The sequence below is a fragment of the Rhodoblastus sphagnicola genome (assembly GCF_002937075.1).
Lineage (GTDB): Bacteria > Pseudomonadota > Alphaproteobacteria > Rhizobiales > Beijerinckiaceae > Rhodoblastus > Rhodoblastus sphagnicola.
Genome location: NZ_NHSJ01000057.1, coordinates 1 through 25,898, shown reverse-complemented (window position 1 = coordinate 25,898; position 25,898 = coordinate 1). Strand labels below are relative to the sequence as shown.

20 protein-coding genes, 1 tRNA gene and 1 pseudogene are annotated in these 25,898 nt (G+C 58.7%); 13 read left to right on the top strand and 9 right to left on the bottom strand.

Annotated elements, in window-relative coordinates; genetic code table 11:
• Positions 1–4: 4 nt before the first annotated feature.
• The 4 genes from CCR94_RS08830 to CCR94_RS08815 all read right to left on the bottom strand — a co-directional run bounded on the left by CCR94_RS08830 (position 5) and on the right by CCR94_RS08815 (position 3,667).
• The gene (locus tag CCR94_RS08830; RefSeq protein WP_104507504.1) at positions 5–1,165 is read right to left on the bottom strand and encodes an AAA family ATPase; all 1,161 of its coding nucleotides are present in this window, start codon (positions 1,163–1,165) and stop codon (positions 5–7) included.
• 164 nt (positions 1,166–1,329) lie between these two features.
• Positions 1,330–1,971: a CoA transferase subunit B gene (locus CCR94_RS08825; RefSeq protein ID WP_104507503.1), complete on the bottom strand. Its 642-nt coding sequence runs from the start codon at positions 1,969–1,971 to the stop codon at positions 1,330–1,332.
• Positions 1,971–2,702, bottom strand: a complete 732-nt coding sequence (locus CCR94_RS08820) for a CoA transferase subunit A (protein ID WP_104507502.1) — start codon at positions 2,700–2,702, stop codon at positions 1,971–1,973. The genes CCR94_RS08825 and CCR94_RS08820 overlap by 1 nt, the downstream gene beginning before the upstream one ends.
• Before the next feature lie 77 nt (positions 2,703–2,779).
• A complete protein-coding gene (locus CCR94_RS08815; protein ID WP_244594003.1) occupies positions 2,780–3,667 on the bottom strand; it encodes a class I SAM-dependent DNA methyltransferase in 888 nt (295 codons plus the stop codon).
• Positions 3,668–3,875: 208 nt separating this feature from the next.
• Here CCR94_RS08815 and CCR94_RS08810 point away from each other — a divergent pair, with 208 nt between their 5' ends.
• Positions 3,876–4,151, top strand: a complete 276-nt coding sequence (locus tag CCR94_RS08810) for a hypothetical protein (protein WP_104507500.1) — start codon at positions 3,876–3,878, stop codon at positions 4,149–4,151.
• Positions 4,152–4,186: 35 nt separating this feature from the next.
• On the opposite strand, the gene CCR94_RS08805 is transcribed toward CCR94_RS08810, so the two are convergent.
• Positions 4,187–4,906 carry a hypothetical protein gene (locus tag CCR94_RS08805; protein ID WP_104507499.1) on the bottom strand — a complete coding sequence of 240 codons (720 nt, stop codon included), beginning with the start codon at positions 4,904–4,906 and terminating at the stop codon, positions 4,187–4,189.
• A 145-nt stretch (positions 4,907–5,051) separates the two neighbouring features.
• Complete coding sequence (locus CCR94_RS08800) at positions 5,052–5,654, bottom strand: DUF1134 domain-containing protein (protein WP_104507498.1); 603 nt, start codon at positions 5,652–5,654, stop codon at positions 5,052–5,054.
• Between the two features lie 134 nt (positions 5,655–5,788).
• On the opposite strand from CCR94_RS08800, the gene chpT reads away from it, so the two are divergent.
• The 11 genes and pseudogenes from chpT to CCR94_RS08745 all read left to right on the top strand — a co-directional run bounded on the left by chpT (position 5,789) and on the right by CCR94_RS08745 (position 22,588).
• Positions 5,789–6,469, top strand: coding sequence for a histidine phosphotransferase ChpT (chpT, locus tag CCR94_RS08795; RefSeq protein WP_104507497.1), 681 nt, complete (start codon positions 5,789–5,791; stop codon positions 6,467–6,469).
• Between the two features lie 138 nt (positions 6,470–6,607).
• A tRNA-Ser gene (locus CCR94_RS08790) sits at positions 6,608–6,697 on the top strand.
• 1,171 nt (positions 6,698–7,868) lie between these two features.
• A pseudogene (locus CCR94_RS26610) lies at positions 7,869–8,243 on the top strand (tetratricopeptide repeat protein); the annotation flags it as partial.
• 3 nt (positions 8,244–8,246) lie between these two features.
• Positions 8,247–10,721, top strand: a complete 2,475-nt coding sequence (locus CCR94_RS08780) for a tetratricopeptide repeat protein (RefSeq protein ID WP_244594002.1) — start codon at positions 8,247–8,249, stop codon at positions 10,719–10,721.
• 989 nt (positions 10,722–11,710) lie between these two features.
• Positions 11,711–16,573, top strand: a complete 4,863-nt coding sequence (locus tag CCR94_RS08770) for a glycoside hydrolase family 99-like domain-containing protein (RefSeq protein ID WP_158254687.1) — start codon at positions 11,711–11,713, stop codon at positions 16,571–16,573.
• Positions 16,542–17,273: an HAD family hydrolase gene (locus CCR94_RS08765; RefSeq protein WP_104507492.1), complete on the top strand. Its 732-nt coding sequence runs from the start codon at positions 16,542–16,544 to the stop codon at positions 17,271–17,273. The genes CCR94_RS08770 and CCR94_RS08765 overlap by 32 nt, the downstream gene beginning before the upstream one ends.
• Positions 17,273–18,886 (top strand): aldolase catalytic domain-containing protein, encoded by a 1,614-nt coding sequence (locus CCR94_RS08760; RefSeq protein WP_206605803.1) that lies wholly within the window; start codon positions 17,273–17,275, stop codon positions 18,884–18,886. The genes CCR94_RS08765 and CCR94_RS08760 overlap by 1 nt, the downstream gene beginning before the upstream one ends.
• Positions 18,887–18,897: 11 nt before the next feature.
• Positions 18,898–19,635, top strand: coding sequence for a 3-deoxy-manno-octulosonate cytidylyltransferase (locus tag CCR94_RS08755; RefSeq protein WP_104507623.1), 738 nt, complete (start codon positions 18,898–18,900; stop codon positions 19,633–19,635).
• On the top strand, positions 19,632–20,801 hold the full coding sequence (locus CCR94_RS08750) for a glycosyltransferase family 29 protein (RefSeq protein ID WP_146089921.1): 1,170 nt from the start codon (positions 19,632–19,634) through the stop codon (positions 20,799–20,801). The genes CCR94_RS08755 and CCR94_RS08750 overlap by 4 nt, the downstream gene beginning before the upstream one ends.
• A gap of 36 nt (positions 20,802–20,837) precedes the next feature.
• On the top strand, positions 20,838–21,536 hold the full coding sequence (locus tag CCR94_RS24485) for a GDSL-type esterase/lipase family protein (RefSeq protein WP_146089920.1): 699 nt from the start codon (positions 20,838–20,840) through the stop codon (positions 21,534–21,536).
• Positions 21,533–22,588: a hypothetical protein gene (locus CCR94_RS08745; protein WP_104507490.1), complete on the top strand. Its 1,056-nt coding sequence runs from the start codon at positions 21,533–21,535 to the stop codon at positions 22,586–22,588. The genes CCR94_RS24485 and CCR94_RS08745 overlap by 4 nt, the downstream gene beginning before the upstream one ends.
• Here the strand turns inward: CCR94_RS08745 and CCR94_RS08740 are convergent.
• From CCR94_RS08740 to CCR94_RS26605, 3 genes are read right to left on the bottom strand one after another with little or no spacing between them, the layout of a single operon-like run.
• Positions 22,583–23,716 carry a glycosyltransferase family 61 protein gene (locus CCR94_RS08740; protein WP_104507489.1) on the bottom strand — a complete coding sequence of 378 codons (1,134 nt, stop codon included), beginning with the start codon at positions 23,714–23,716 and terminating at the stop codon, positions 22,583–22,585. The genes CCR94_RS08745 and CCR94_RS08740 overlap by 6 nt on opposite strands.
• A 7-nt stretch (positions 23,717–23,723) precedes the next feature.
• Entirely contained in the window at positions 23,724–24,935 is a 1,212-nt protein-coding gene (locus CCR94_RS24480; protein ID WP_146089919.1) for a hypothetical protein, read from the bottom strand.
• On the bottom strand, positions 24,928–25,296 hold the full coding sequence (locus CCR94_RS26605; protein WP_425332324.1) for a hypothetical protein: 369 nt from the start codon (positions 25,294–25,296) through the stop codon (positions 24,928–24,930). Before CCR94_RS26605 ends, CCR94_RS24480 begins: the two co-directional genes overlap by 8 nt.
• Before the next feature lie 414 nt (positions 25,297–25,710).
• On the opposite strand from CCR94_RS26605, the gene CCR94_RS08730 reads away from it, so the two are divergent.
• On the top strand, positions 25,711–25,898 hold a 188-nt coding region (locus tag CCR94_RS08730), incomplete at its 3' end, for a transposase (protein ID WP_146089918.1).

Genomic DNA, 25,898 nt, shown 5'->3' with positions numbered 1-25,898 from the left:
CCTCTCAGCGTTCAGGCCAGCGCCAGCCGGGCGAGTCGCGATCCTCGACAATGGTTTCGCCGAAATTCTTGGTCAGGGATATCGCGCCGCCGGGTTCGTGGCGCAACAATTCACAAGCCAGATCGGCCGCGTGCGTCACCACGATCATCTGCATGTGTTCGCAAGCTTGCGCGATCAGGCGGGCCAGAGGCCGCAACAGGTCGGGATGCAGGCTGGTCTCCGGCTCGTTCAGCACCATCAGTTGCGGCGGGCGCGGCGTCAGCAAGGCGACCACCAGCAGCAGATAGCGCAGGGTTCCATCGGACAGCTCGGTTGCTGACAGGGGCCTGAGAAGGCCGTGCTGGCGCATCTTCAGCGAAAACAGCCCGTCATTGGCGTCGATTTCGACCGTCGCGCCGGGAAAGGCGTCCTCGATCGCCGCCGCAAAGGCTTCGCTGTCGCCGATCTCGATGATCGTCTGCGTGGCGGCGGCGAGATCGGCGCCGTCGGAGGCCAGAATGGGCGTGCGCGTCCCCACCTGCGGACGTCGCGCCGGCGCTTGCGGATCGGTGCGGAAATGATCGTAGAATCGCCAGTTGCGCATGTGCTCGCGCAGCAACAGCAAGTCGGGCGCGGCGATCGGATCGGCGCAATGGGTGAGCATGCTGTCGAATGTGGCGAGAGCGGTATGGGCCTGGCGCCAGGCGGCCTTGTCGTCGCGCAGGCGCACGCAGGGGCCGCGCCTTTCCGCGAAAACGCCGCGCGGCGTCAGCATGGCCCCGGTCCACATCGACTCGGCTTTGATGACGGGGTCGGCGAGGAAAGCCGAAACCTCATTTTTCAAGGGCAGACCGAGATCGACAGCATAACCCCAGAGATCGGACGCAAACCCGAGTTTCAAGGCGACCGGGGCCTTGCGCCCGCTCAAGCCCTGCACAGGATGCAGACCGCGTTTCACCTCGCGCGAGAAATTTTCCGGCCCCGCCCAGAGCGTGGATTGCAGCCCGCCCTCCAGCGCCAACGCCCGGATGGCGCCGCCCTGCGCGGTTTCCGCGAGCAGGCGGATGGCGCGATAAAAACTGGATTTGCCGACGCCATTGGCGCCGCAGACCACGTTCAGCCGCGACAATTCCACGGTGAGCGACCGCAACGAACGATAGCCTGATACAGCGAGACGGGTGAGCATGGAAAAGCGCCGGAAGGTTCAGCCGTCATGGCCGGGCGTCGTCCCGGCCATCCACGCCAGCCCGACAAGCGCGCTTTTGGAGAGAGCGCGCCTGAACGCGCCGGCAGTGAGACGACGGCTCGACGTGGATGCCCGGGACAAGCCCGGGCCTGACGCGCTTGGAATTAGAGTGCGACCGAATAATCCGCTTCCGTCTTCGCTCTGATCTCCTCGACCGTGACGCCATCGGCCAGTTCGATCAGCTTGACGCCGCCCGACCCATGCTTGTCGATGGAGAACACGCCGAGGTCGGTGATGAGCAGATCGACCACATGCGAGCCGGTCAGCGGCAGGCTGCATTTGTGCAAGAATTTGGGGCCGTCCTTGGCGACATGCTCCATCACCACAACGACCTTTTTCACGCCGGCGACGAGGTCCATCGCGCCGCCCATGCCCTTGACCATCTTGCCCGGAATCATCCAGTTGGCGAGATCCCCGGTCTCCGCCACCTGCATGGCGCCGAGGATCGACAGGTCGATATGGCCGCCGCGAATCATCGCGAAGCTATCGGACGACGAAAAATAGCTGGTCGTCGGCAGCTCCGTGATGGTCTGCTTGCCGGCGTTGATCAGGTCCGGGTCTTCCTCGCCCTCATAGGGGAACGGCCCCATGCCGAGCATGCCGTTCTCGCTCTGCAACTGCACATGCACACCCGCGGGAATGAAGTTCGAGACGAGCGTGGGAATGCCGATGCCGAGATTGACGTAAAATCCGTCACGGAGTTCCTTGGCGGCGCGCGCCGCCATCTGGTCGCGGGTCCAGGCCATTAGATTTCTCCTCCGGTCGCGGCGGGCGCGCTGGTGTGTTTCCTTGTGGTGCGCTGCTCGATGTGCTTGGCGCTGTTGGGCACGTGGACGATGCGCTTCACGAAAATGCCGGGCGTGTGGATCTGGTCGGGGTTGAGTTGGCCAGCGGGCACGAGATGCTCGACCTGCGCCACGGTGATTTTCCCCGCCGTCGCCATCATCGGGTTGAAATTGCGCGCCGTTTTGCGGAACACCAGATTGCCCTCATGGTCGCCCATCCACGCATGGACCAGCGCGACATCGGCGAGGAGGCCGGTCTCCATCACATAATTCTCGCCGTTGAAGACGCGGGTTTCCTTGCCCTCCGCGACCAGCGTGCCATAGCCGGTCTTGGTGTAGAAGGCGGGAATGCCGGCGCCGCCGGCGCGAATGCGCTCGGCCAAAGTCCCCTGCGGGTTGAATTCGATCTCCAGTTCGCCGCCGAGATATTGCTGCGCGAACAGTTTGTTTTCGCCGACATAGGACGAGATCATCTTCTTGACCTGCCTCGTCTCCAGCAGGACGCCCAGCCCAATGCCGTCCACGCCGGCATTGTTGGAGATGAAGGTGAGGTTTTTCGCGCCGGACGTCTTCACCGCCTCGATCAGCGCCTCGGGAATGCCGCACAGGCCGAAGCCCCCGGCCATCAGCGTCATGCCGTCCTTGACCAGACCGGCCATGGCGGTCGCGGCGTCGGGGTAAACTTTTTTCATGAGCGAAACTCGCTGCTGGACTACGCTGCGACAATAGGGCGCGCCATGACGCGGGTCCAGTCAGCCTTTTTGCGGGTTCACGCCCTGTTTTTGCGCAGGACCGCGGCCCAGCCGGGTACGTCAATGCCGCGATCCCGGCGCGCCGAAACGGCAAATAACGCCGCGACGTCAAACCCATGCGCGCAGGCGAGATCGCGCAGATAAGCTTCGCTGTGGCGAAAGCGCAGGTCCGCGCCCACGCCAAACCCTTGCGACGGGCCGCTTTGCGCGGTGAAGGCGAACAGTCCGCCGAGGCTCAAGGTCCGCGCAACCTGCGCGAACAGGTCGCCGAGATCGCCGATATAAACGAAGACATCGGCGGCGACAGCGAGATCGGCGCTTTCAGAAGGCTCGGCGGCGAGAAATTCGGTCAGGTCCGCCGCCGCCAGCCGGTCATATATACCTTTGGCGCGGGCCTGTTCGATCATGGCTGGCGAAAGGTCCACGCCGGAGATTTTGGCCGCATGGGGACGAATCGCCGCCGCGAACAGGCCCGCCCCGCAGCCGAGATCGAGGACATGGGCGAATCGCCGGTCAGCATCGGCGCGCGCGATGGCCCCGCAAAGGATCTCCGGGCCGCGATAGGCCAGTTGCGTCACGAGATGCGTGTCGAACCGCGCGGCATATTGATCGAACAGGGTTTTGACATAGGCGCGCGGGGCGGCGGCGGGCGCCGGCCCGCCAAGCCGCGCCAGGCCGAGCGCCGCGCCATGCGCGTCGCCGGGATCGAGGTTCAGCGTCTTCGCATAGGCCTCGCGCGCCTCAACCCTCCGGTCGAGCCGATCCAGCGCCTGCGCCAACCCGAACCAAGCCGCGGCCCAGTTCGGCGCGCACTCAAGCGCTTGGGCGAACAGATCGCGCGCGCCTTCCGCGTCGCCCGCGGCAAGCGCGCCCTGCCCCCATTCGTAACGGCGGTCGGCGGACAAGTCTCCAGAAGACCCAATAGAAGTCACAGGCATTGTCTCGACTCAAATTTCGCCGTATTTTGCGCTCAGTTCATTCAACTCTGGTTCATAGGCGGCGACTAGACTAAACTTCAATCCGGTTTTCGGCTCATTCCGGTTTTCGGCCTTGGCCCGTCAAAAAGACGGGCGTCTTTCGACGCTATCGAAGCAAGTTTCCACGGAGGAACACATGACACTGTCCATCAAGAGAGCCGCGCTCGCCGCTCTGGCCGCCGTCGCGCTGGCCGCCGGCGTTTCAGCCCCGGCTTCCGCCAATGACGGCGCGGCCGTCGGCGCGGGCATCGCCGCCGGCATTCTCGGCGGCGCCATGCTGGGCGCGGCCGCCGCCAACGCCGATCGCGGCCCGGTTTACGAAGAAGCCCCGGAGTGCTGGGTGGAGCGCCGCCCGATCTATGACGAGGACGGCGAATTCGTCGGCCGCCGCCGCGTGCGCGTCTGCCGCTAAAAAAATCTGGCGCGCGCGAAACAAGCGCGCGCCCGTCACGCCTGATCGTGCGCGGCGATCTGACGGCCGATGTCCAGGATGGCCGCGCGCAGATCGGCCACCGCGACTCCTCCGTCCTGGTCGAGGCGCTCGCGCAAAGTCTTGGCTTCGGCTTCGACCTCCTCGACCCGCTTGTGTTCCGCTTCGATCTTGGCGATCAGGCGCTCGCGCCGGGCCTCGAAAGCCTGGTTGCGCCCCTCCGCCTCCTGAAGGCGTGAGCGCAGCCGCTCCATCTCGATGTTGACAGCGCGATGCGCCTCGGCCAGCGCATCGTATTCCTTGGCCTTTTCGCGCAAATCCTGCTCGCGGCCCGCCAGCCGGCCCTGCATCTCGACCAGTTCGCCCTTGAACGACTCGACCCGCGCCGTCGCTTGCGCCAACTGCTCGTCGCGCGCCTTGATCTCCGCCTCGGCCGCGCGCAGCTTGTCCCCGGCCTGAACGATATCGGCGGTGCGGCGGCCCAATTCGGCGCTGGCGGCGGCGCGCAACTGGCGCTCCCGTTCGACGGCGATTTCGAGATCGCGCTTTTCCACGGCGAAGCGGGCGCGCAAAAGGTCGCGGTCGGCCTCGATTTCATCGAAGGTCATCGGCAGACGCTCTTCGATGCTGGTCAGGGTCAATCGCCGCGCGCGGGCGGAAACCAGCGGCAGAAAGGCGAGGCCGATCAGGCCGCAGATGGAGAAGCCCAAAGCGAAGGCGACGAGTTGCTCGATCAAGGAAAAGTCCTGTCATCCGAAGTCCGCATCCGATTGTCTCGGATCGGAACTCCGGTTTTGTCTGGAAGCGCTTTTTCACGCGAACCGGGGTCCACGCTTGAACGCGCCATGAGCCCGAATGGACTCACTGTCAATTAGAACAGGATCAGAAAGGATTCCAAGTCGAATCGCGGGTGAATTTCAGGTAGCCGAGGTTGATGCCGAGCCGGGCGCCGACGCCGGTGCGAATTGGCACGACCGTCACGCCATTGGCCCCCAACGCCGTGACGCCAAAACCGCCGACCAGATAAGCCGAACCGTCAATGCCGCCGAAGCGCTGATAGATGGAATCCGCCGAGGGCAGATTATAGATCAGCATCATGGTGCGGTCGCCGTCCGCGCCGGCGTCGAAGCCGAGCGACGGCCCCTGCCAGTAGATGCGGCGGTCGCCGGCGTTGCGGGTGTACATCGCGCCGTCGCCGTAGCGCAGCCCCCCGATAAAGGCGCCGCCGCCTTCCTGGCCCAGAATATAGGCGTTGGGCTGCCCCCAGCGCTTGGTCACGGACTGGATCGCCTCGGCGAGGCCGCGCGACAGGCTGCCGAAGAAGTGGTGTCCGCTCGCGACCAGTTCATTGTCGGAATAGACCGAGCGATCCTGAGCCAAGGCGGCGGGCGCAAACGCCGGACCAGCCGCCAAAGCCGTCGTCAAGCCGGCGCCAGCGACAAAACGGCGCAGGGCGTCCCGCCGGGAAATCTGGAAAGGTCGCATGTTCAGGCCTCATCCCGCTCGATGACGTAAGAGTATCACAACGGCAAGTGAATGTTTCCTTAACGATCTGTTATAACCGCTCGCTAACCATTTGCCGCCATAGTCCGCCGTAATGCCAAAAGATGGAAAAGCTCATGACCACGCCGCTTTCTCTTGAACCGCTCGACCTGGCCGCCCTGCTGTGCTCGCGCGTCTGCCACGACGTGATCAGCCCCGTCGGCGCCATCGTCAACGGACTCGAGGTTCTGGAGGAGGACAAGGACGAGGGCATGCGCGAATTCGCGCTGGACCTGATTCGCAAGAGCGCCAAATCGGCGTCGGCGCGCCTGCAATTTTGCCGTCTGGCCTTTGGCGCGGCGGGTTCGGCCGGCGCCTCGATCGACACGGGCGACGCCGAAAAGGTGGCGCGCGGCCTGTTCGGCGCCGACGAGCGCACCACGCTGAACTGGGACGGCCCCCGCGCCTTCGTGGCCAAGAACAAGGTCAAGCTGCTGCTCAATCTCTGCCTGATCTCCAGCGCCTGCATCCCGCGCGGCGGGGTGATGAACGTCAGGATCGAGGGCGAAGGCGACGACCTCAAACTCTCGGTCGCGGTGAAGGGCCCGAATCTCAAGCTGGCGAACCATGTCGCGAGCCTGCTGCAAGGCGTTTCGGAAAGCGGCGGCGTCGACGCCCACGGCATCCAGCCTTATTTCACCGGCCTGGTGGCGCGGGACTGCGGCATGGCGGTGGAAGTGAGCGCCACTTCGGAAGAGGTTCAGTTGAAGGCCGCGCCGAAGCCTTCGGAAGCATTGGGCGAAACCACTTCGGCCTGACCGCGAAGTTTTTAGGTCTGGGACTTGCGCATATTCATATCCGACAAGGAGGACCACTTTTCGGGAATATGCGCGGGCGCGCCCTTGCGCTGGCGCGCGATGCGGCTATAAAGGCGCCGACTCCGCAGCGCGGCGTCAGGAGGGGTGGCCGAGTGGTTGAAGGCGCACGCCTGGAAAGTGTGTATACGGGGAACCGTATCGCGGGTTCGAATCCCGCTCCCTCCGCCATAATAGCCAACCAACGTATTGTTTTTGCTATATTATCAAATTCGGCGAAGGATTCTGTCCCAATTCGGGTCCCATTTTGGGCGCTGGTTTGCAGTGGCTTTTGATGGACGAACCTGACAACCACTCCATCGGGATAGCGATCAGCGCGGCCGCGACGGACAGACTGACGAACGGATCATCGCTCAACGGCGCCATTGTCTCAAGCGTCATGTAGCGGCTTCGCTGCGCGGCCAATTTGATGGCATCGCCCCCTTTCCCCTGCCGTCGTGCGGGGTACGGTGGAGTTTTCCAGCGGCCAAGGGCTTGCATGTCGACTGTTGTTACTGTGGGGCTCGATCTCGTGAACACCGTCTTCCAGGTCACGGCGTCGGAACTCAGGCCGGACCGCATTGCGTCGACGCCTCGCCTGGCATGATCTTGTCGAATATTTCGCCAAGCTGCCGCCGCGCCTGATTGGAATGGAGGCTTGTTCCGTCGCTCACCGCAAAGCCCAGCGTCGAATAACGCTCAATAAATCCATGTTGATCACTCCGCCCCCCTGAAAACGGACAGGGCCAGTTCAAACATGGGTCAGTTCTTGATGGAGACTTCCCGCGTAGCCGGGTCAACTCTCATTTGAACTCAAAAGCTTAAGCTACATCCGCCAAACTGCGGCGCATATTCCGGGCCAAGCTCGCTCAGAGTTTTTCTCCCCTTGAGGCGCCTCCCAATGCGCAGCGATCAACGCCGCGGTCACTTAGAAGGCCAGTTATTGTGCAGATTTCCCTGGGCCAGCTATAATATTGAATTAACCTAACCGCGTGGCGCCGGGATAGGCGCGGGGCCGCGCGTTTGCCCCTGTCTCTATTGAGAGTTAGAAGCCGGCATGACCTTTGTTGGCGCGGAGTATGTAACAGAGTGAGGATTGCCGTTGAGTGATTTTCAAGACGCTGCGACGGTTTCGGCCGAGAGGTCCATAGCTGAACTACGATCTGCGGCAGCCAAGGCTCTGGATCGACGGGACGCGGATGCCGCTGAAGAAGCCTATCGAGCGCTTCTCGCGCTTGACCCTAGGGACATCTACGGACTCGTTGGACTGGGGGCGGTGTCGTCGCGCTTGCGCCAAGATTGCGAAGAAGCGGCTAACCGGTTTGCCGCAGCAAAGGAAGCTTGGCCCTCGCACCCATGGCCGATGCTTGAACTCGGCAATCTCCATCAAAACTGCGGACGCTTTGAAGCGGCCGAAACCGAGTTCCGCCAAGCTCTCAAACTCGATCCCAGCCATTTTCATGTCCTCATGGCGCTGGGCAGACTTTTGGCGCGCCGCGACAGACACGGCGAAGCGGCAGAGGTATTCTGCGCCGCCTCACGCCTCAAAACGCCGAACGCCGAGGCTTTTACGGCGTTAGCTTCAGCGCTCGATCATTTAGGCCAGACCGACGAAGCAATCGCCGCATTGTCTGTCGGGTTGGACGCATGTCCGGAAACGCATGCTCTTCTTTGCGCCAAAGCACGGATTTTGCGTTCCCGAGGGCGAAACAAGGAAGCTATCGTCGCCTGGGAAGCAGCCTTGCTGGAGAAGCCGGAAGATTTTGCTCTCAAGCTTGAGATCATCGCCGAAAACTGCTTGCTCGGCCTTTATCCCGAGGCGCTGGCCGCCTATCGGGCGATCTTCAACGACGAACGGATCGCGCTCGCGCAGCGCCGCGATGCGGCGCTTGCCGCAGGCCGGCTCGCCCGCGACAGGATGCGCGACACGCCGTTGGCCATAAGTCTTCTTGAACAAGCGTCCGCCCTCGACCCGAATTATAGCCAAGCCGGCTGCGAACTCGCCCATCAATATCGCATGGCAAGGCGGCTTGAAGATGCGGAGACAATCTACCGCAAGATTTTGGCGCGCGAGGCGGCGAATGTTTCCGCATTGGGAGGGCTCGCCGTGGTGCGGAGGCTGGCCGGCGATCTGGATGAGGCGCTGGAACTGATCGAGAAAGCCTGCGCGATTGATCCAAGGCATGAATGGAACCGACTCGAACACGGCGCGGCGCTGCGCGAACTTGGACGCATGGAGGAGGCCGTCGCGACTTTGGAGTCGATTGATTGTCGTTCGCCCGTCTATGTCCATGCCCGATCCATGCTCGGTCATATGGCTCGGGCGCGAGGCGATCATCGGATCTCGATGGACTATTTCGAGCAGGCTGCCGAAACGGCGGCGGATCCGACCGACGCTTTGTGCCATCTGGCCACTTCGAAACGCCTGCTGGGCGATTTCTCGGGCGCGAAAGACATAATCGTGCATTTGTTGCAGCGCGACCCCGCGTGCTATCGGGGATACCTCGCCGATGGGGCGTTAAAGCGCGCGATCAACGATCGCGTGGGCGCCCGCGCCGCCTTCCTCCGCGCCGCAGAAATCAGGCCGGAAGAGGCGCAGGCTCAGGTCGAAATCGCGGCCGAGGACATCGCGCGCGGTGAACTGGAGGCCGCCGAAGCGGCGCTGGATAGAGCGCTGCAAATGGATCCCTGGCATGAAGGCGCGCTCCTCAAGAAAGCCGGCGTGCTGGCCGACAAGGGTGACGCCGACGCGGCGCTTGCGCTCTATGTGAACTTGCGCGCCGCGCATCCTCGATCGGTTTGGGCGTATCTATCGGCGGCGCAAGTTTTGGCCAAGAGAGGCGATTTCGACGGCGCGCTGCAAATGTTGAGAGCGGCGCGCGAATCCTGTGGCCTCAATCCGCATATTGACTCCCGCGAAGCCGACATCCTGCACCAGCAAGGCTTGCTGGACGAAAGCTATGAACTGTTAATCGCCGCACGTTCGCGGTTTCCTCTCGAATTCTGGTCCTGGCGCTCGCTGACGGCGGCGGCGATCGACCTGGGCCATTTCGACGCCGCCGAAGCGTCGCTGGCTGCTCCGCCACCCTCCGCCACCATCGCGGAGCGGGGGCATGTCGCAAAATTGCGCGCGCAATTCGACAAGGCGCGCTGGGCGCTGGAGGCGGCGATCGCCGACCTCGACGCTGCAATGGACATCGACGCCAACGACACAGAAGCGGCTTACGAACGCGCCAAGCTCAAGCTGATCACCTTCGACCTGGGGGGCGCGTGGACCGACCTGAAGGCGAACGCGGAGACGCAATCCGTGGGCGCCAAACGCAAGAAGAACCCGCTGCACTCGCTCGTCGGCCAGTTCTACGAGGAGTTTGTCATGGATCGCGCGCTCGCGGGCGATCTCATGGCTTTGCGGGATCTGTCGTCGCAGGAGCGGATCGCGCCTCTGGCTGACTTGGTCCGAAGCTTTCCGGATTCCACCGCGCCGGCCATGGGGCTGATGATCGCGCTGCGGCGTTCGGGAAAATTCGACCAGCCGCGAGACGAGCCGCTCGCTTCGGCGCCGCGCATTCCAAGGCTCATCACTCAGTTCTGGAACGACCGCGCCCCCCCGCCCGACGTGGCGCGCCTGATGGACTCCTGGCGGAAATTCGATCCCGCCTTCAAGCTCGAACGATTCGACGACGCCTCCGCGCTAGCCTATCTGCGCGAGCGCTGCGATCCGTCCGTCGCGCGCGCCTTCGGCAGCGCCGGCGAGCCGGCGCAGCGCGCCGATCTGTTCCGGCTGGCCCGCCTTTTCGCCGAGGGTGGTTTCTTCATCGACGCCGACGACCGGGTTCGCGGCGGCCTCGCGGCGCATGTTCCGCCGAATGCCGAATTTTTCGCGCATCAGGAGGACCTCGGCTCGATTGGCAACAACGTCCTGGGGGCGGCGCGGCGCCATCCCGTCGTCGAACTGGCGCTGAAGGAAGCGGTGGCGGGGATTTTGCGCGGCGACCGCGATCTGGTCTGGCTGACGACCGGACCGGGCCTGCTGACGCGCGCGCTCGCCCGCTGGCTGTCCAGCGAACCGGCCAAGCTCGACGACCGCCTCGCCTCAACCGCGATATTGACGCTGGCGGAAATGCGGCGCGCGGTCGCCATGCATTGCCACGCCAGCTACAAGACCACTGGGCGCGCGTGGCTGAGCGGGGCATTTCCAAAGCGGGACAAAAAGTGAGCTTCCGACGATCTGCTCCTAGATCAGCCGATCGCGCTTACCCGAGATGATGCGCGCCAGAAAGGTAGTCTCTCGAAATGAGCGCCCCGCCGCCTTTGTCGCATTCATCTCAGGAATAGATCAGCACAAGTTTTGATGGACAAACATCGCAGTGTTTTTCGACATAGGCTTCCGCCGCGCGGATCGCGTTGTCGATTTTGCCGCTGAATCGCGATCCCCACGCCGGCGACCTGCACGTCTTCAGGGGAAAGGAGGGCGCAGCGGACGCAGATCCGTCGCCGGCCGCGCTCACAAGGTCAACGGCATACTTCAGAGATGGTCGGTTCAGCGCCTCGGCGCGGACGCGGGATGGGTCCGGAGCCAGCTCTCCATTCCGGATGGACGTCCCCGACATCAAGGTCCCGAGACACGCCGAAAACGATTCATGGCAGTATGCAGATGTAACGTTTATTGCCGTCCTTCAGAGTCAGGACTATAACGTCGCTTACGCAACGACGGTCTGATCCTGATCGCGATCTTCATTTGGATTGCGACTGCGCCGATCACGGCCAACAAAAACGCCAGCTGTGAGAGCACGCGGCGGAAGTTGTAGGGGCCGGAGGCCAGGCCGGGGGTGGCGGCGTTGGCGGAAAGGTCGAGTGGATCTGTGCGGCGCCAAGCTTGCGAAGCCAGAGATTGGGAGAAAAATCGAGAGGCTTGACGTTAAGTTGAGCTGACCGGCTTCGACGAAGGGCGGCGCTTCACGCCTTTTAACGTTGTTTGGAGAAATATTGAGCACAACAACCGACCGGCTGTGAACGAATACGGCGCTTGACGACACGTGAGTTCAATGCGACGTTCTTTTGGATTAGGCGATAATAGGTCACTTCGTTGGAAATTGAGTGAGTTTACGTCAAACTGTTGTCATATGAAGCGGTTGAAAATAATTTTTGACTCTGCTGGTGCGTTCCATTGGGTGCGAAACAAGCAATGGTAAGGGAATGGCGAGAATGCGCGGTTGGGTTGAAAAGATCGAAAACGGCGTAATTGAAGGTTGGATTATTGGTGACGATCAGGCTGTTCCTGTCGAAATTGCGCTACTCGTTGACAATCAGAAAGTTTCGGAAGGGGTCGCCTCACTATTTCGCGAAGACTTGATTGGAGGCGCAAGTCAAACCGGCTTAGCTGGATTTTCCCTCTCCTTCGGAGTCGATCAACTTAGTAGCAAGCAATGCGTTGTGCGCGTCGTCGAAAAAAACAGCGGATGGGAAGTCCCGCCAGGGCCGATCGAATTCGATCCGCGCAAAGATAACTCTGATCCCCAGATTGAGGGCGCCATTGATTTCCTTACGCCTTGGGGGGTGTCGGGATGGGCGCGTTGCGCCCACATCGGAGCAGAAGCCGCCCGCATCGAGGTTATTCTCAACGGTGTCGTAATTTGCGAGGGACTTGCGCGCGCTCCGCGACCCGACCTGCAATTCCACGCAGCCAGCGCGAATTGCGGATTCTCGTTGCGATTCGAAAAATTGCTGCCTACCGATGTCGCATTGACGATTCGCGCGGTGAGTTCGACCACAACGAAAATTTTGTATAATGGAAAGCCCGAAAACGTCGAAGGATACGTGGACAGCGTCGAAAAGTGGGGCGCGTCTGGATGGGCTTGGTCACCGCGAAACGCCTCTGCTCCGCTGAAAGTCGAGGCGCGTGTCGCCGAGCGCGTAGTGGCGACGGCCGTGGCGAATCAGTATCGCGACGACATTCGGCAGAGCGGACGCGGCGCGGGATACAGCGGGTTCACGCTGAAATTTGACCCGCCGTTGTCCTCCGGCGATGCTCCGGAGTTCTTTGCGACGTGGAACACCGAGACGGTACGTCTGGCTGCTGCTGATCTGACTGGGCCCGTCATCGCAACTCCGACGCAAAAGGTTGAAACGGAAACACGCTCGACGCTGAGCCTCGATATCGAAGGAAGCGTTGACGTTGTGACATGCTGGCTTGCCTCCGGCTGGGTCTGGCGTCCTTCTGCGCCGGATCAGGCGCTCGAAGTCGAAGCCATTCTAAGCGGCAAGGTGATCGGCCAGACCGTTGCCGATCAACCGCGTCCAGATCTCGCGGAGCATGGCAAAGGCACGGGCCGTTATGGTTTCGTTCTGAGCTTTTCCAGCCCGCTTCAAGACGAGACGCCACCCGTTTTTCGAGTGGTCGGCCCCGAGGGCGCGGTCGTCATCGCCAACACCAATAAAGTTCAGTTGAGTCACGACAGACCAGTGGAAGAGTCGCCCGGCGAGGAGGCTCAACCAGACACCCCGACGCTTCTGCCGGTCGTTGAAGGGCACGTAGATCACATGACCCGACGCGAGGCTGTGGGCTGGGCGTGGTTTCCTTCGGCGCCCGAACAGACAGCTCAGGTAGAGGTTATACTTGATGGCAAAGTGATTGGTCGCGCGCTTGCGGATCAACCGCGACCGGACCTTGCCCAGCATGGCAAGGGTACCGGGCTTTATGGCTTCGATATTAAGTTCGACGAAGCGGTGACAGGCGCCGAAACTCCGGAATTCAGAGCGCTCCCGTCGTTAGGACGGCTCCTGATCAATGAAAAGAGTCTACCGCCGGTTTCTCCTAACGATCTTATCAAACGATCGACTGGATCATTCTCGGCGCTCTATGACGAACATGCCGGCTTCACCACGAAGGGGCCGCTTTTTGAAGAGTTCGACGATACAATACTGGCAGGCGTTTCTGAAGGCGAGAGCGACAAGCCGAAGCCCATGCTCATCGCTTTTTATCTGCCGCAATTCCACGCGATCGAAGAGAACGATTTATTCTGGGGCAAAGGATTCACCGAATGGAGGCAATTGCCAAAAGGCGTGCCGCGCTTTCCCGGTCATTACCAGCCCCGCATCCCGCGCGATCTCGGCTTTTATAACCTAGAAAATGTCGAGGATCTGCGTAAACAGGTCGCAATGGCCAAGGCCGGAGGCGTGAGCGGCTTTGCCTATTACTATTACTGGTTCAATCGAAAACGCGTGCTTGAGCGTCCGTTGGAGCTTCTTCTTCAGTCCGACGTAGATATGCCGTTCATGTTGATCTGGGCTAACGAAAACTGGACACGGACCTGGGATGGGTCCGAATCGCAAGTTTTGCTTGGACAGAACTATAGGGCCGAAGACGAAGACGCCTTGATCGACGATTTTGCGCGCCACCTGCGCGATCATCGTTATATTCGACTGAATAATCGGCCGCTGCTGGTGATCTACAACCCCAAGAACGTTCCCGACAGCGCCGTCACCATCAAGCGCTGGCGGGAAAAGCTTACAGCGCGCCTCGACGTCGAACCGCTGTTATTCATGGCGCAAACCTTTGGCGAAACGGACCCGAGCATCCATGGGCTCGACGGCGCCCTGGAATTCCCGCCGCACAAACTGTCGAATCATTTGCCGGGTCGTCCGACGCCCGACGCCTATTCAGCAGAATTCGCGGGCCGCGTTATTGCTTACGATGATTTCGCCAAGGCTTCGCTGGAAGAAGACGAACCTGAAGACTATCCGCTGATCAAAACCATCGTACCCAGTTGGGACAATGATTGTCGTCGCCCAAATCGGGGACTGACGCTCGAAGGCATCGCTCCGAAGAAATACGAAAAGTGGTTGACGGAGTTGGTCAACCGCGCCATCGATACGCCGATTCACGGGACGCCGATCGTCGCCATCAACGCCTGGAATGAATGGGCGGAGAGCGCCTATCTCGAACCCGACGTCCATTACGGCGCGGCTTTCCTCAACGCCACGGCTCGGGCTTATGTTTCGGCGGTCAACGCGCGCGCCCGACGCGCGCCGCAGGAGGAGGTCGGTTTTGGCGCGCGCCCTCGCGTCAGCGTGATCTTCCCAAATTATAATCACTCCAGGTTTCTGCCCGAACGTTTAGGTTCTGTGCTCGACCAGACCCTTCAGCCCGACGAAATCATTTTTCTCGACGATTGCTCTTCCGACGATTCGGTCGAGGTGGCCCGAAAGATACTGGGACGTTCACCGATTCCGCATCAGATCGTGGTTAACGAGAAAAACTCCGGAGGCGTTTTCCGCCAATGGCTTAAGGGTCTATCCCTTGCAAAATATGATTTGATCTGGGTGGCGGAGACCGACGATTCCGCCGATCGTCGTTTCCTCAGTAATATTCTGCCCGCCTTCGCGCGCGACGACGTCATGGCGGCTTTCGGGCGCATAACCTGCATTGATCCTGACGGCGCGCCGCGCAAAGATCTCGACGGCTATTTCGACGCCATGGAGAATTTCTCCTGGGGCGTCTCCTGCGTGGTCCCCGCGTTCAAGGCGTTTTCGCATGATTTCGCGATCCGCAACGTCATTCCTAATGCCTCCGGCCTCGTTTTCCGTAAGCCGTCGCTGACTGAAGAGGAACAGGAGCGTCTCCTGCAATATCGCTTCGCCGGCGATTGGTATTTTTACGCGCTCGTCGTGCGCGGCGGCGCCATCGCCTATTCACGACGCGCTCGCTCATTCTTCCGGGTCAATCCGTCCAGCGCTTCCCGCAGTTCGTTCTTTACCGATCGTCATCTTGCGGAACATATGATGGTCGTCGATGATCTCCGGTCGCTTTACGCCATTGATGACGCTGCGGTTGCGGCGCATTCTGATATGCTCGCGCAATATCTTCCGGAGCGCGATGCCGAGGACGTGCGTCAGGGATTTCTCGAGCGTGCTCGCGAAGCGGCGAAGTCGCCGCTGCGCGTTTGTATCGGCGCCAATGGCTTTACGGTCGGCGGAGGCGAAATTCTGCCCATCGATCTCGCCAATGCGCTCAAGGCCCGCGGGTTACATGTCACCTATCTGGTCGTTGAGCGTCCAGCGGACGAGCGCGGCAATTCCGTGCGCCGCCGCCTCCGCGCCGACATCCCCGTCGTCTATTGGGATGACGTTTGCGACGATTTCAACGGGTTCATCTCGGCGCACGGCATACAGTTGATCAACTCGCACAATGTGAGCCTCGACTTCCGTCTGTACTGCCGCCATGTCGATTTGAAAATTCCCTACCTCGCGTCGCTGCATGGGGGGTTCGAAACCGTTCAGGACTTGATGAGCGAGGACTTCCTCGCGTTCCTCGGCCGTACGGTCAGCAAATGGCTGTATCTGTCGGAGAAAAATCTGAATTTCCTTCCGCAGGCCCTGCGCGATCCGGTCAAGTTGGTTTACAGCTTCAACGCCGTTGCGCCTTTCGACGGGGAATGGGTGGACCGAAAAGCGTTTCGCGCGCAGCATGCCATTGCGGAGGACGCGTTCGTCTTCGTCATCTGCTCTCGCGCCATTGAAAGCAAGGGATGGCGGACCGCCATCGAAATCGTGGAGGGTCTCGGCAAATGCGTGGATCGTCCCACCCATCTCGTGCTGATTGGCGACGGGCCAATCGCCGCCGAACTCAAAGCGGAATATGAAGAGGCGCCGTTCGTCACCTTCCTGGGCCAGATCGACCGTCCGATCCGCTATTTTCCCTGCTTTGACATGGGTTTGTTTCCTTCGATCTTCGAGGGGGAGACTTTCCCGCTGTTTCTGCTCGAATGTTTTCAGACGGGACTGCCGGTCGCCGCCACCGATATCGGGGAAATCCCGCGCATGGTGCAGGAGAAGGAGTCGGAAGCCGGTGGCATTGTCATTGACCGCCTCGGCAATCGCGATCTCTTGGCCAAGGCTTTCGTCGAAGCGATCCAGCAGATGTTTTCTTCGGCGGTCGCTTACGAAACTTTCATACGGGGGGCGCTGGCCGCTTCCGAACGGTTCAGCGTCAATGCGTTGGGCGACTTGTATGTAACTACATTTCGAAGCACTGCCCATGCCGAGCAGGGTATTCAAGCTGATGAATGAGCTAAGTGGCGAAATCGAGCCGCACTACGACATCATCATCTTCGACTGTGATGGCGTATTGCTCGATTCCAATAATTTGAAGATCGACGCATTTCGCCGGACACTCGAAATTCATGGCTTCGCTCCGGACGTGGTCGCGGCCGCGTCTCTCTGGCAATCGCAGGCCTTTGGCACGCCCCGCCACCGGTTGTTCGCCGAAGTGCTGGCTGGATGCTTCGGCCGCCCGCCTATCGGAACGGATCTGCATCGTCTGTTGGCCGATTTCGGCAAAATGTGCGCTTCCGGATATCTGTCGGTCGAGGAAACGCCGGGGCTGAGGGGAGCCTTGTCCGCGCTGGTCAAAAGGGCGAGGCTCTTCATTGTCTCTGGCAGTGACGAGACCGAGTTGCGTACGGTTTTTCAGCAACGCGACCTGAGCTCCTATTTTGAGTCCATCTTCGGCTCACCGGGTTCAAAGATCGAGAACATCGGGCGCGTCAAGCAATCCTGTCTTGAAGCCGGGTGGGAGGCTGAGGGCGGGTTCCTGTTTGTCGGCGACGCCGTCGCGGATATGGAAGCGGCCAAAGCGACAGGCTGCGATTTCGTGTTCATGGCGCCGTTTTCGACCGTGAAGTCCAAAATGCTCGAACTTGCCGAAGCGCAGGGTTTTCAGGTTATCGAAAATGTCGGCGATCTAATTCCATTGCGCGGGAGAGGGTAATGACCATTCATACGATTATCGACTGCACGTTTCGTGACGGAGGTTACTACAACCAATGGGCATTTGAACGGACTCTCGTGCAAAATTACATTTCAGTGATGGCAGAGACCGGCGTCGATTATGTCGAGCTTGGCTTCCGGTTCTTCGCCGGCGACAAATTCATGGGACCCTGCGCCTTCACGACGGACGATTACATCCGCAGTTTCGACATTCCGAAACGCCTCGGCGTCGCCGTGATGGTCAATGCCGCCGACCTGACAAATTACCCCGAAGGGCCCGCCGCCGCCGTTCACAAACTGTTTCGACAGCGCGCCGATTCGCCCGTGCAACTGGTACGCATTGCCGCACATTTCCGGGAGATTGTGAAGCTTGAGCCTGCGATTCACGCCTTGGCCGAACTTGGCTACCTGATTGGTCTCAATCTGATGCAGATTGGAGAGCGTACGCCCGAAGAAATCGTTGAACTGTCACGCGTCGCCAGCGACCTGCCGATCGAGGCCCTGTACTTCGCCGACAGTCTTGGCGGACTCGATCCGTCGGATGTAAGCAACATCATAGCGAGTCTGAAGGCGCATTGGAGCGGCCCGATCGGCATCCACACGCACGACAACATGGGCCGGGCCCTGGCGAACAGTGTTGAAGCCATTCGTTGTGGCGCGACCTGGATCGACGCGACCGTGCTCGGCATGGGACGCGGACCCGGCAATGTGCGCACTGAATATATGCTGATCGAGATGAACCGGCTCGGAATCGGCAAGTATAATATCACGCCGCTGCTCAACCTCCTGAACAAGCATTTTGTCCCGATGCAACGTGAGTTTGGCTGGGGGCCGAACCCTTATTATTATCTGTCGGGGAGCTACGGCATTCATCCGACTTATATTCAGGAAATGATGAGCGATCCTCGCTATGGACAAGAAGAAATTCTTGGCGCAATTGAATTTCTCAGGACGAACGGCAGGGACAGTTACCGGCGGTCCTTCCTGGACGCTTCGCGCAACCTTTTCACAGGCGAGAGCCGGGGCGGCTTCAACATTACGAACTGGGCTCAGGGCCGGGATGTTCTGTTGGTCTCAGGCAGTCCTGAGGCCGAGCGCCACAAAGATGGCGTCGCTGCCTTTGTGAGGCGAGCAAATCCTGTCGTTATCGGTCTCAACCTGACCAAGGTCCTTCCCGACGAATTGCTGACCGCGCGCGCTGCCTGCCATCCGGTGCGACTGTTGATGGATGCAGCGCATTACCGGGAAAGCCCGGTTCCGGTTTTCGTGCCTGTCGCGCGTCTCGACGCCTCCGTTCGCGGGAGCTTCGCGGATGTGAAAATGCTCGATTACGGCTTGACCGTGGAACCCGGCGCGTTCGAGGCGGAGTCTGATTATGCCGTCGCGCCCGCGCCGCTCGTCGCGGCTTACGCACTCGCCATCGCAACTGCGGCCGGAGCACGACGTATTCTCCTGGCCGGCTTCGATGGTTATTTCGGCGACGATCCACGCAGCCACGAAATGGACGCCATTTTTGATGTCTATGGCCAATCCGCCAAAGCGCGGCCACTGGTCGCGATCACGCCGTCGCGCTACCATGTGCCGCAGACGTCGGTGTACTCCCCCGATCTGTGAAGGGCCCCGTTTTGCGTTCCATCATCGTCATCCCCGCGCGCTATCAATCTAGCCGCCTCCCCGGCAAACCTCTGATCGATTTGTGCGGCAAGAGCATGATCCAGCGAACGTTCGAGCGCTGCGCGTTGGGCTTTCCCAAGGAGTTGATCCACGTCGCCACCGACGACGACAGAGTATTGTCGCACTGTCAGGCGCTCGGCATAAATGTGCTGATGACCTCTCCGCACTGCCTGACCGGCACCGACCGGGTAGCGGAAGTCGCGCGGACGGTCGAGGCCGATCTTTACATCAACGTCCAGGGCGACGAACCCTTGTTCAATCCCGGCGACATCGGCGTGATGCTCGATGTCGCCGCCGCCCACCCCGGAGAGGTGCTGAACGGCGTCGCGCCGATCGAGTCCGAAGACCAATTCCGCAGTCCAACGATTCCAAAGGTCGTGATGCGTCCGGATGGTCGCCTGCTCTATATGTCGCGCGGCTCCGTCCCCACCAACAAGACCCTTGCATTCGTCAGGGCGTGGCGGCAAATTTGCATCTATGCCTTTCCCCCAGACGCCTTGCGCGCCTTCGCTGGCGCGCCAGCGAAGACGCCGCTTGAGGTCATCGAGGACATTGAAATCTTGCGCTTTCTCGAACTCGGCTACGATGTGCGAATGGCGCCGCTGTCAGCGGATTCAATTGCGGTCGACACGCCGGAGGATGCGGGACGGGTGCGAACCATTCTGAAGAAATTGGAGTCGGTGCATTGACAAGTCCTTACGCGGGCGACGCTGCCAATTCGTTGAAGGGAACCATTAGCGAGATTGTCGAGGAAAACGTCGATGTTTTCGATAAGTTGTTGCACCTGCGCGCGACTAAAGTGGACGCTTTTAATGCCCTAGGCTCGTCACTAGCTGCGGCTAACGTTTCTAGTCCAGATTATTGGCGTTTTCTTTCGCTGCACTACCTTCGGCAAGGTAATTTTAAAATCGCGTCGGACTGTAATTCGCGTCACCGAAGCGCAGCACCATTTTCCGAAGATGCTCAAGCGCGCGCAATCCGTTTGGCTTTGCTTCAAGGGCGCGTTGCTGATGCAATGGATTTGACCGCGTCGCCGTTGCTTTCTAACTCATTAGCCTTCAAGAAGATGCAATTTGCTCTGAGGATCGCAGCCGATTCGGAAACGTCCAGAATTGACCTGGGTCGAGATTTGCAAACTGCGGCACGAGCAGCATTCAGCGATGCTTCTGAATATGTCGAGCCTGCCGGTGGGTATGACGACAGCTATCAACTGCGGCGCGAACAGAACAGGACGACCTTTAGACAGACTTTGAAAATATTTGACGAAGCAAATTCAGTCGCTCTCGTGGGAAATGGCTCCGTGCTCAAGGGCAGTGGTCTCGGTAAAGCAATTGACAGCCACGATGTGGTTGTCAGAATTAATTGGCCGGCGATAAAAGGCTACAGCGATGACGTTGGGTCAAATACTTCGCTCGTCCTATTCGTTGAGCAATACATGCACGGCGCAATTAACCAAGACAGTCTTTTGAAAAAAATGTCTCAGTACAACAGCAGCGTTCCGGGACTAGCTCTGGACGCCGGGAGAACAGTATCGACGGTATTTCCAGAATTCTGCGGTGAACCTCCTTCAAACATCTGCCTGATGCCAGCAGCCGCACGCAAGTGCCTTAAGTATCTTGGTTATCAGTACGCAACCACCGGACTTCTTTCTATGTTATTAATATCGCTGATACTAAATAAAACAGTTACTATTTTTGGTTTTGACTTTTACAGAGATTTAAATAGGCAGTATTATTTTGGCACAACGCCTCCAGACCCCCATCTTACCCATGAGCTACAGTACGAAGTATGGATGGTGCGTCAGTTCTTCGCTCGGATTCTTCCAGATAAACTCTTGATGCCCGGGAGCGTGTGATGAAGACAAATCTTCGTTCCCTCGACAAGGAAATCCATGAAAGTAACGAGAATTACTTTTGCCGCAATTTGCTTCTCGGTCATTGCAACTCATGCAGCTGCCGAGACGTGCGATCCTACGGATGTTCTCGTGACCACCACGCCAATTCCGCCTCAGTCCGGAGTCTCGCTTAAGCGTCACCTTCAATTGAAAGCACTGATGGGAGTTCCCCAGCCGACGAAAACGGTGCTCCTCGGCGATTCTCTCGTTCAAATGTGGCCTCAGGTTAATGCCCCCAACGCATTGAACTTAGGCGACGGCAACGACAAAACACAAAATGTGCTTTGGCGATTAGCCAACATGAACCTTTCTTCGGTGTCTCCGGAAAACGTCGTGCTGCTGGTCGGCACTAACAATTTCGGACCCTCCGATCCAAACTGCTCTGTTGTTGCTGGCGTCGCCGCAATCCTTGATGTGGTTCAGGGCGCTTGGCCGAGGGCGCACACGACTCTGATTGAGATCCCTCCGCGCGGCCCGCTGCTGCAATTTCGAATTGCCGAAAGACTCGCACTTAATCGATCGCTTCGACAGATGGCGATGCGGCGGAAGAACGTCACGCCGCTCAACGTTGACGAGGCCATGGGTTGCTTACCCGCCTCGCCCTGCAGCAACTTTCTTCCTGATATGGTACACTTTTCGCCGGGCGGTTACGCTATTCTGCAACAACTCATTCCTTTTTTGGGAGCATCAAAATGAAGTCTTTTGTTGCGCTTGGCCAATCCAATAGCATCCTTCACGCAGGATTTTTGAACAAGATCAAAGAACGTAAGGCAGCGCGTTTCCTGCGGTCGGCTCTAGTTGGAGCCAGCCCCTCAGTCATTGGCCCCTACTATATGGATGACGGTTTTTTTGACGGCGCGGATTACTGTCTGATTGACACGTGCGTTGTCGATCTAACGGTTCAAAAAAATAACAGTACAGACTTATGCCAAGTGGCGCAATGGATCGAGTGGATTGGTCATAAATGCAGAATGAATAATTGCCAGCCAATTTTTGTGCTCATACCCGTTCAGGTCCATTTGGACCATCCTGTGATGTCTATTTATATGTCTGTGATAAACGCAAATAGATACCTTTATATCGATGTGCGTGATCTAATCGTTTCTGAAATTGCTGGTGATGAGAAACGGATTTCGTCACTATTTGTTGACCCAGCTCATATTGGCCCATCTCTGGTTGACGGCCTAGCGTCAGTTATCTGTAGCTTCTTTCAGCTCGAAAACGACACTGTCAACCTAAATAGAACGATTACGTATTGCTATCGGGATTTTTCGGTCGTTAATTTGGCGGATCGCTTCCCCCAATTTGAATGCGTCAAATACAAGAATAGTCTGATTACGTTTTCTGGTATCCGCATTTCGAAAGGCGCTGAGATCCAGCTTGACGTTGGTAGGGTCCTGAAAGTTCATGCAATTTATCTAAATGCGGCGAAGTCCAGATCAAAGATCCGTATCTCTGGAGATGTGACCCTCGTCAAGAATTTAAATCTTAGGCCTTACATGAAGACGGAATTTGAGGCGAGAATCGTGCCTATCAGAACGACGGTTCAAGACAGGGATGGAAGACTATCCATCACCTTGGCCGAAAATGATGAATTGTGCGACGAAATGACGATGCAAGAATACTCAGAGTTCGACGGAGAACAATGTTTGGAACTCGAAGGAATTTTGGTAGAGTGTGGATTACATGTAGATGAATACCGTACGTTTGTGCCATCTGGTCAATGGAACATTTTGACATTATCATAATACGGGCGAGTGAGTTCGCTCGTCTAACACGTTTTCAATAAATGATATTAAATCTGCAACAGATAATGTGAAGGGCTTCAAACCGGCGCGCTTTACTCCATTAATTTCCGGCTGTTCAACTCCCGATACGTCTTCACAGAAATAGGGCCGCCAGTCTCCTTCGCCCATTGCCGTTAGAAAGGCAACCCATTTATGGCCCGTATCACTCAATGTCATGTCCCGTGGGAGGATTTCAATAGCCGTTTCTTTACGGGAGAATAGTAGATTAGCCATCGCTGCGCCCGTAGGAGCGACAACGATCTTGGCAGAGCGAAAAATGTTAATCTGCTCAGCGATGGGCAGCGTTTCTGGCTGGATAATAGAAAAACCGATCGCCTTAAGGGCTACTTCCAACTCGGCTTCATTGATCAGCGGTCTGTGGTGACCCTTCCTGCTGATGTAAATCAGACCTGCTCCGGCAGATGTAGTTGCGGGAACCCTTTCGAACACTGCATCTCTAAGCGTATGGAAGTGACAATTCGGCTTGTGTAAGGAATTATTCATTCCAGAAGAAAATGTTATGCGGCCAAACGAATAAATAGGCTCAGAGAGCTCTAGCGGTTGGACATTCAACAGTTCGAAGTACTGACGATGCCAGCCCTTAAGAGGCGCTGTTACGAATGGAACTTGTCGGAAATCACCCTCTTCAACGATGGCCGCGACGGAGGTCATGGCGTCAAGAACGAAATGTCCGTAATTGTGAAGTGCTCCGAACGGCATAGTAACAACGCCTTCATCAATCCGCGGCGCCGTAAAGCGGGTCGACCAAATATTCGCGAGCTTCTCTAGCTTGGGATCTATGTACATGGCCTGTTGAGCGGTCGAGGCAAAAAGTTGGCCTCCGGCTGTCAGGACGGCCCCACTCGAAGGCACATAGTATGCGTCTTCTATTGAGAACAACTCCAAAGCGGCGCCAGGGATTAGAAGGTCGGGAGCCCACCACCCAGGAGGCGCGATGCCTCCGGCCACACCCGACCATGCCGCCGAAAACGACGAGGCTTGCCGTTGAAACGCCGGTCGCAACTGCCGTATTGAAATGTTCTTAACTGACCGCTCGGAAGCGTAACGAACTTGGGATTCAACCGTCATTGAGAACTCACTTCAAAACTTTACCGATTGCATTTAGTATGCTGTCCCCGGCGCCGAGGGTTGAATTGAGCACGGACCCGCCTTCGTCATGTTCGTCCCACGAATAAATCAATCCTGTCTGCGCCGGACACGAACTGTAATTCAACCGAATCCATTCTAACATATTATGAACATGCGCGGCGATCTGTTCAGGAGTTCCCGACCGGAAATAATGTGCTTCGCCGGAGCTAGACCGGGGATTAGGTGTCCAAGGAACGGGCGTCTCCTGACGCGGGCGCGTGTCCCATCCCGTCATAGCTGTCGGGACGATTGCTTGCCCCGTACCGGCGAGCGCGCTCCAATAACTTTCGGCGATTTTAGCTAGTTCTTCGTAGTCTCCGGCTACGGGGGTCGGGCTCGCTCTCTCATAGGCGCCGATCGCGTCGGCGCCAGTCTCCGAGAGAATCCCGCGACGTGATGCCGCAACTAGCAGTACGACATATGGGTCTCTCAATCCGGAATTATTACAAAATAACCTAAGATTGCGAATGCCATTTGCCACTGCGTCGAAGCCAGTCTTGTCTTGCATTATGAATAAAAGTGGGCGCCCCCCTAACACAGATTGGTAATTGTGGAACCTTAGCTGGCGGGTCATTTCGTGTAAGCTTTCATCTTCATACTGAACGAATTGACCAAACGATAAGATGCAGCACCAATTAACAAGGTGGTTAACCGTACTGCTTTGATGTAAACGCCAAGCGTTCTGCATGGGATGGTCAGCGCCGAACCAGCAATAGGCCCAATAATCAATTCCTGCATCATGGGCTTTGACAATTTCACTGTCGATGCGGGACTGCACCCCGCATTCGTCAAATGATATTTCTTTCAGCTCGTTTACTATGGTGCAGGACGGCGCGCGGTCGCGCCATTGCTCAGGGCTAAGCGTTCTTTGAACAAAATTGCGAATGCCATCCTTTGGGCTCTGTGTATACCACGCATCCCATCGAATGGCGCCAATCTTGACTCCTGCAGCAGATTTTGAGTGGGCTGGCAGCCGAGCCAAGGCACTTGTAAGGATCGCTAGCAATGTACGTCGAGCAATCACAATACGGACCTTCCTACCTACGTGGAAACAGTGGTGGATATTCGCGTCGCTGCGGTCATTCATATCGTAGATGATGGAGCGCCAAGTCAAGCTGATCACTTTTTCTTCGCCCTCGGAAACGCCCCGCTCAGGCAAGCGCGGCCCGTGGTCTTGTAGCCCACATGGCAATGGATTGCTGCCGCGCGTCGGACTTCCGCGAGCGTCGGTATCGCGACCGTCGCCAAGCGTTCGGAAATCCGCTCCGATTCTTGCGCCAACCAATGCGCGAAGGCGCGTCCCCTCCGCGCCAATCACTGTGAGACAAAGACCTGCAGGGAGTTGACCCTTGAGGGCCAAGGTTGATGATGTTCGCGGCCAGCAGGAGCCCGACCATCGCGCGCAGCAGCCGGGGCGAGCGGCGCGCGCGAAAATTGCCGGCGATGCCTTGCCCGGTCACTCGCCCGCTGCGCGCGCTGATCTCCTGTATCGCCGCCATAAGCGGGAAGCAGAGCAGCACCACCCAGCATATTGCGTAGCCGAACCGCCGCCCGCTTGCGAGTAAGTTTTCATTCCGCCCGGATCGTCGTCCGAGGCTCCGGTGAGCAATCCCGGACCCCACCCGCCGAGGAGCCCCTTCGGCGCAGGGCGGCGTGTGGCGCGGTATCGAGCAAAGCGCGCCGCCCGCATTTCGATCGCTCTTGATGTCGGCTTTGCATCTGTCATTGCGCTGGAGCCGCTTTCGGTTGCCTCAAATTGAGGTCAGCGGAAAAGCGAAACGCCATTGATCGACGGCGCGATTAGCATCTGGAGAGAACGTGCAGGTCGCGTTGAGCGGGAATGATGAACACATGATTTGGGCGTGGCGGCGGCGCCGAAGTGAACCGCGCCGGGTTTGCCGGAGGCTCCAACTCCCAAATAGGATGGAGCCATCATGAGCACTACGACCAACAAATTTTCACCTGAGGTTCGCGCCCGCGCGGTGCGGATGGTTTTGGATCACGAAGGCGATCACGCCTCGCGCTGGGCGGCGGTATCGTCGGTGGCGTCGAAGATCGGCTGCTCGCCGCACACCCTGCGTGAATGGGTCAACAAGGCTGAAGTCGATGCCGGCAAGCGCTC

What these genes read in the sequence shown, in the direction of transcription:
- CCR94_RS08745 (WP_104507490.1), top strand. Translation starts at nt 21,533, where the DNA reads ATGAAGTCTTTTGTTGCGCTTGGCCAATCCAATAGCATCCTTCACGCA.
- CCR94_RS08765 (WP_104507492.1), top strand. Translation starts at nt 16,542, where the DNA reads ATGCCGAGCAGGGTATTCAAGCTGATGAATGAGCTAAGTGGCGAAATC.
- CCR94_RS08740 (WP_104507489.1), bottom strand. Translation starts at nt 23,716, where the DNA reads ATGACGGTTGAATCCCAAGTTCGTTACGCTTCCGAGCGGTCAGTTAAG.
- chpT (WP_104507497.1), top strand. Translation starts at nt 5,789, where the DNA reads ATGACCACGCCGCTTTCTCTTGAACCGCTCGACCTGGCCGCCCTGCTG.
- CCR94_RS08830 (WP_104507504.1), bottom strand. Translation starts at nt 1,165, where the DNA reads ATGCTCACCCGTCTCGCTGTATCAGGCTATCGTTCGTTGCGGTCGCTC.
- CCR94_RS24485 (WP_146089920.1), top strand. Translation starts at nt 20,838, where the DNA reads ATGAAAGTAACGAGAATTACTTTTGCCGCAATTTGCTTCTCGGTCATT.
- CCR94_RS08820 (WP_104507502.1), bottom strand. Translation starts at nt 2,702, where the DNA reads ATGAAAAAAGTTTACCCCGACGCCGCGACCGCCATGGCCGGTCTGGTC.
- CCR94_RS08825 (WP_104507503.1), bottom strand. Translation starts at nt 1,971, where the DNA reads ATGGCCTGGACCCGCGACCAGATGGCGGCGCGCGCCGCCAAGGAACTC.
- CCR94_RS08760 (WP_206605803.1), top strand. Translation starts at nt 17,273, where the DNA reads ATGACCATTCATACGATTATCGACTGCACGTTTCGTGACGGAGGTTAC.
- CCR94_RS08770 (WP_158254687.1), top strand. Translation starts at nt 11,711, where the DNA reads ATGCGCGGTTGGGTTGAAAAGATCGAAAACGGCGTAATTGAAGGTTGG.
- CCR94_RS08810 (WP_104507500.1), top strand. Translation starts at nt 3,876, where the DNA reads ATGACACTGTCCATCAAGAGAGCCGCGCTCGCCGCTCTGGCCGCCGTC.
- CCR94_RS08800 (WP_104507498.1), bottom strand. Translation starts at nt 5,654, where the DNA reads ATGCGACCTTTCCAGATTTCCCGGCGGGACGCCCTGCGCCGTTTTGTC.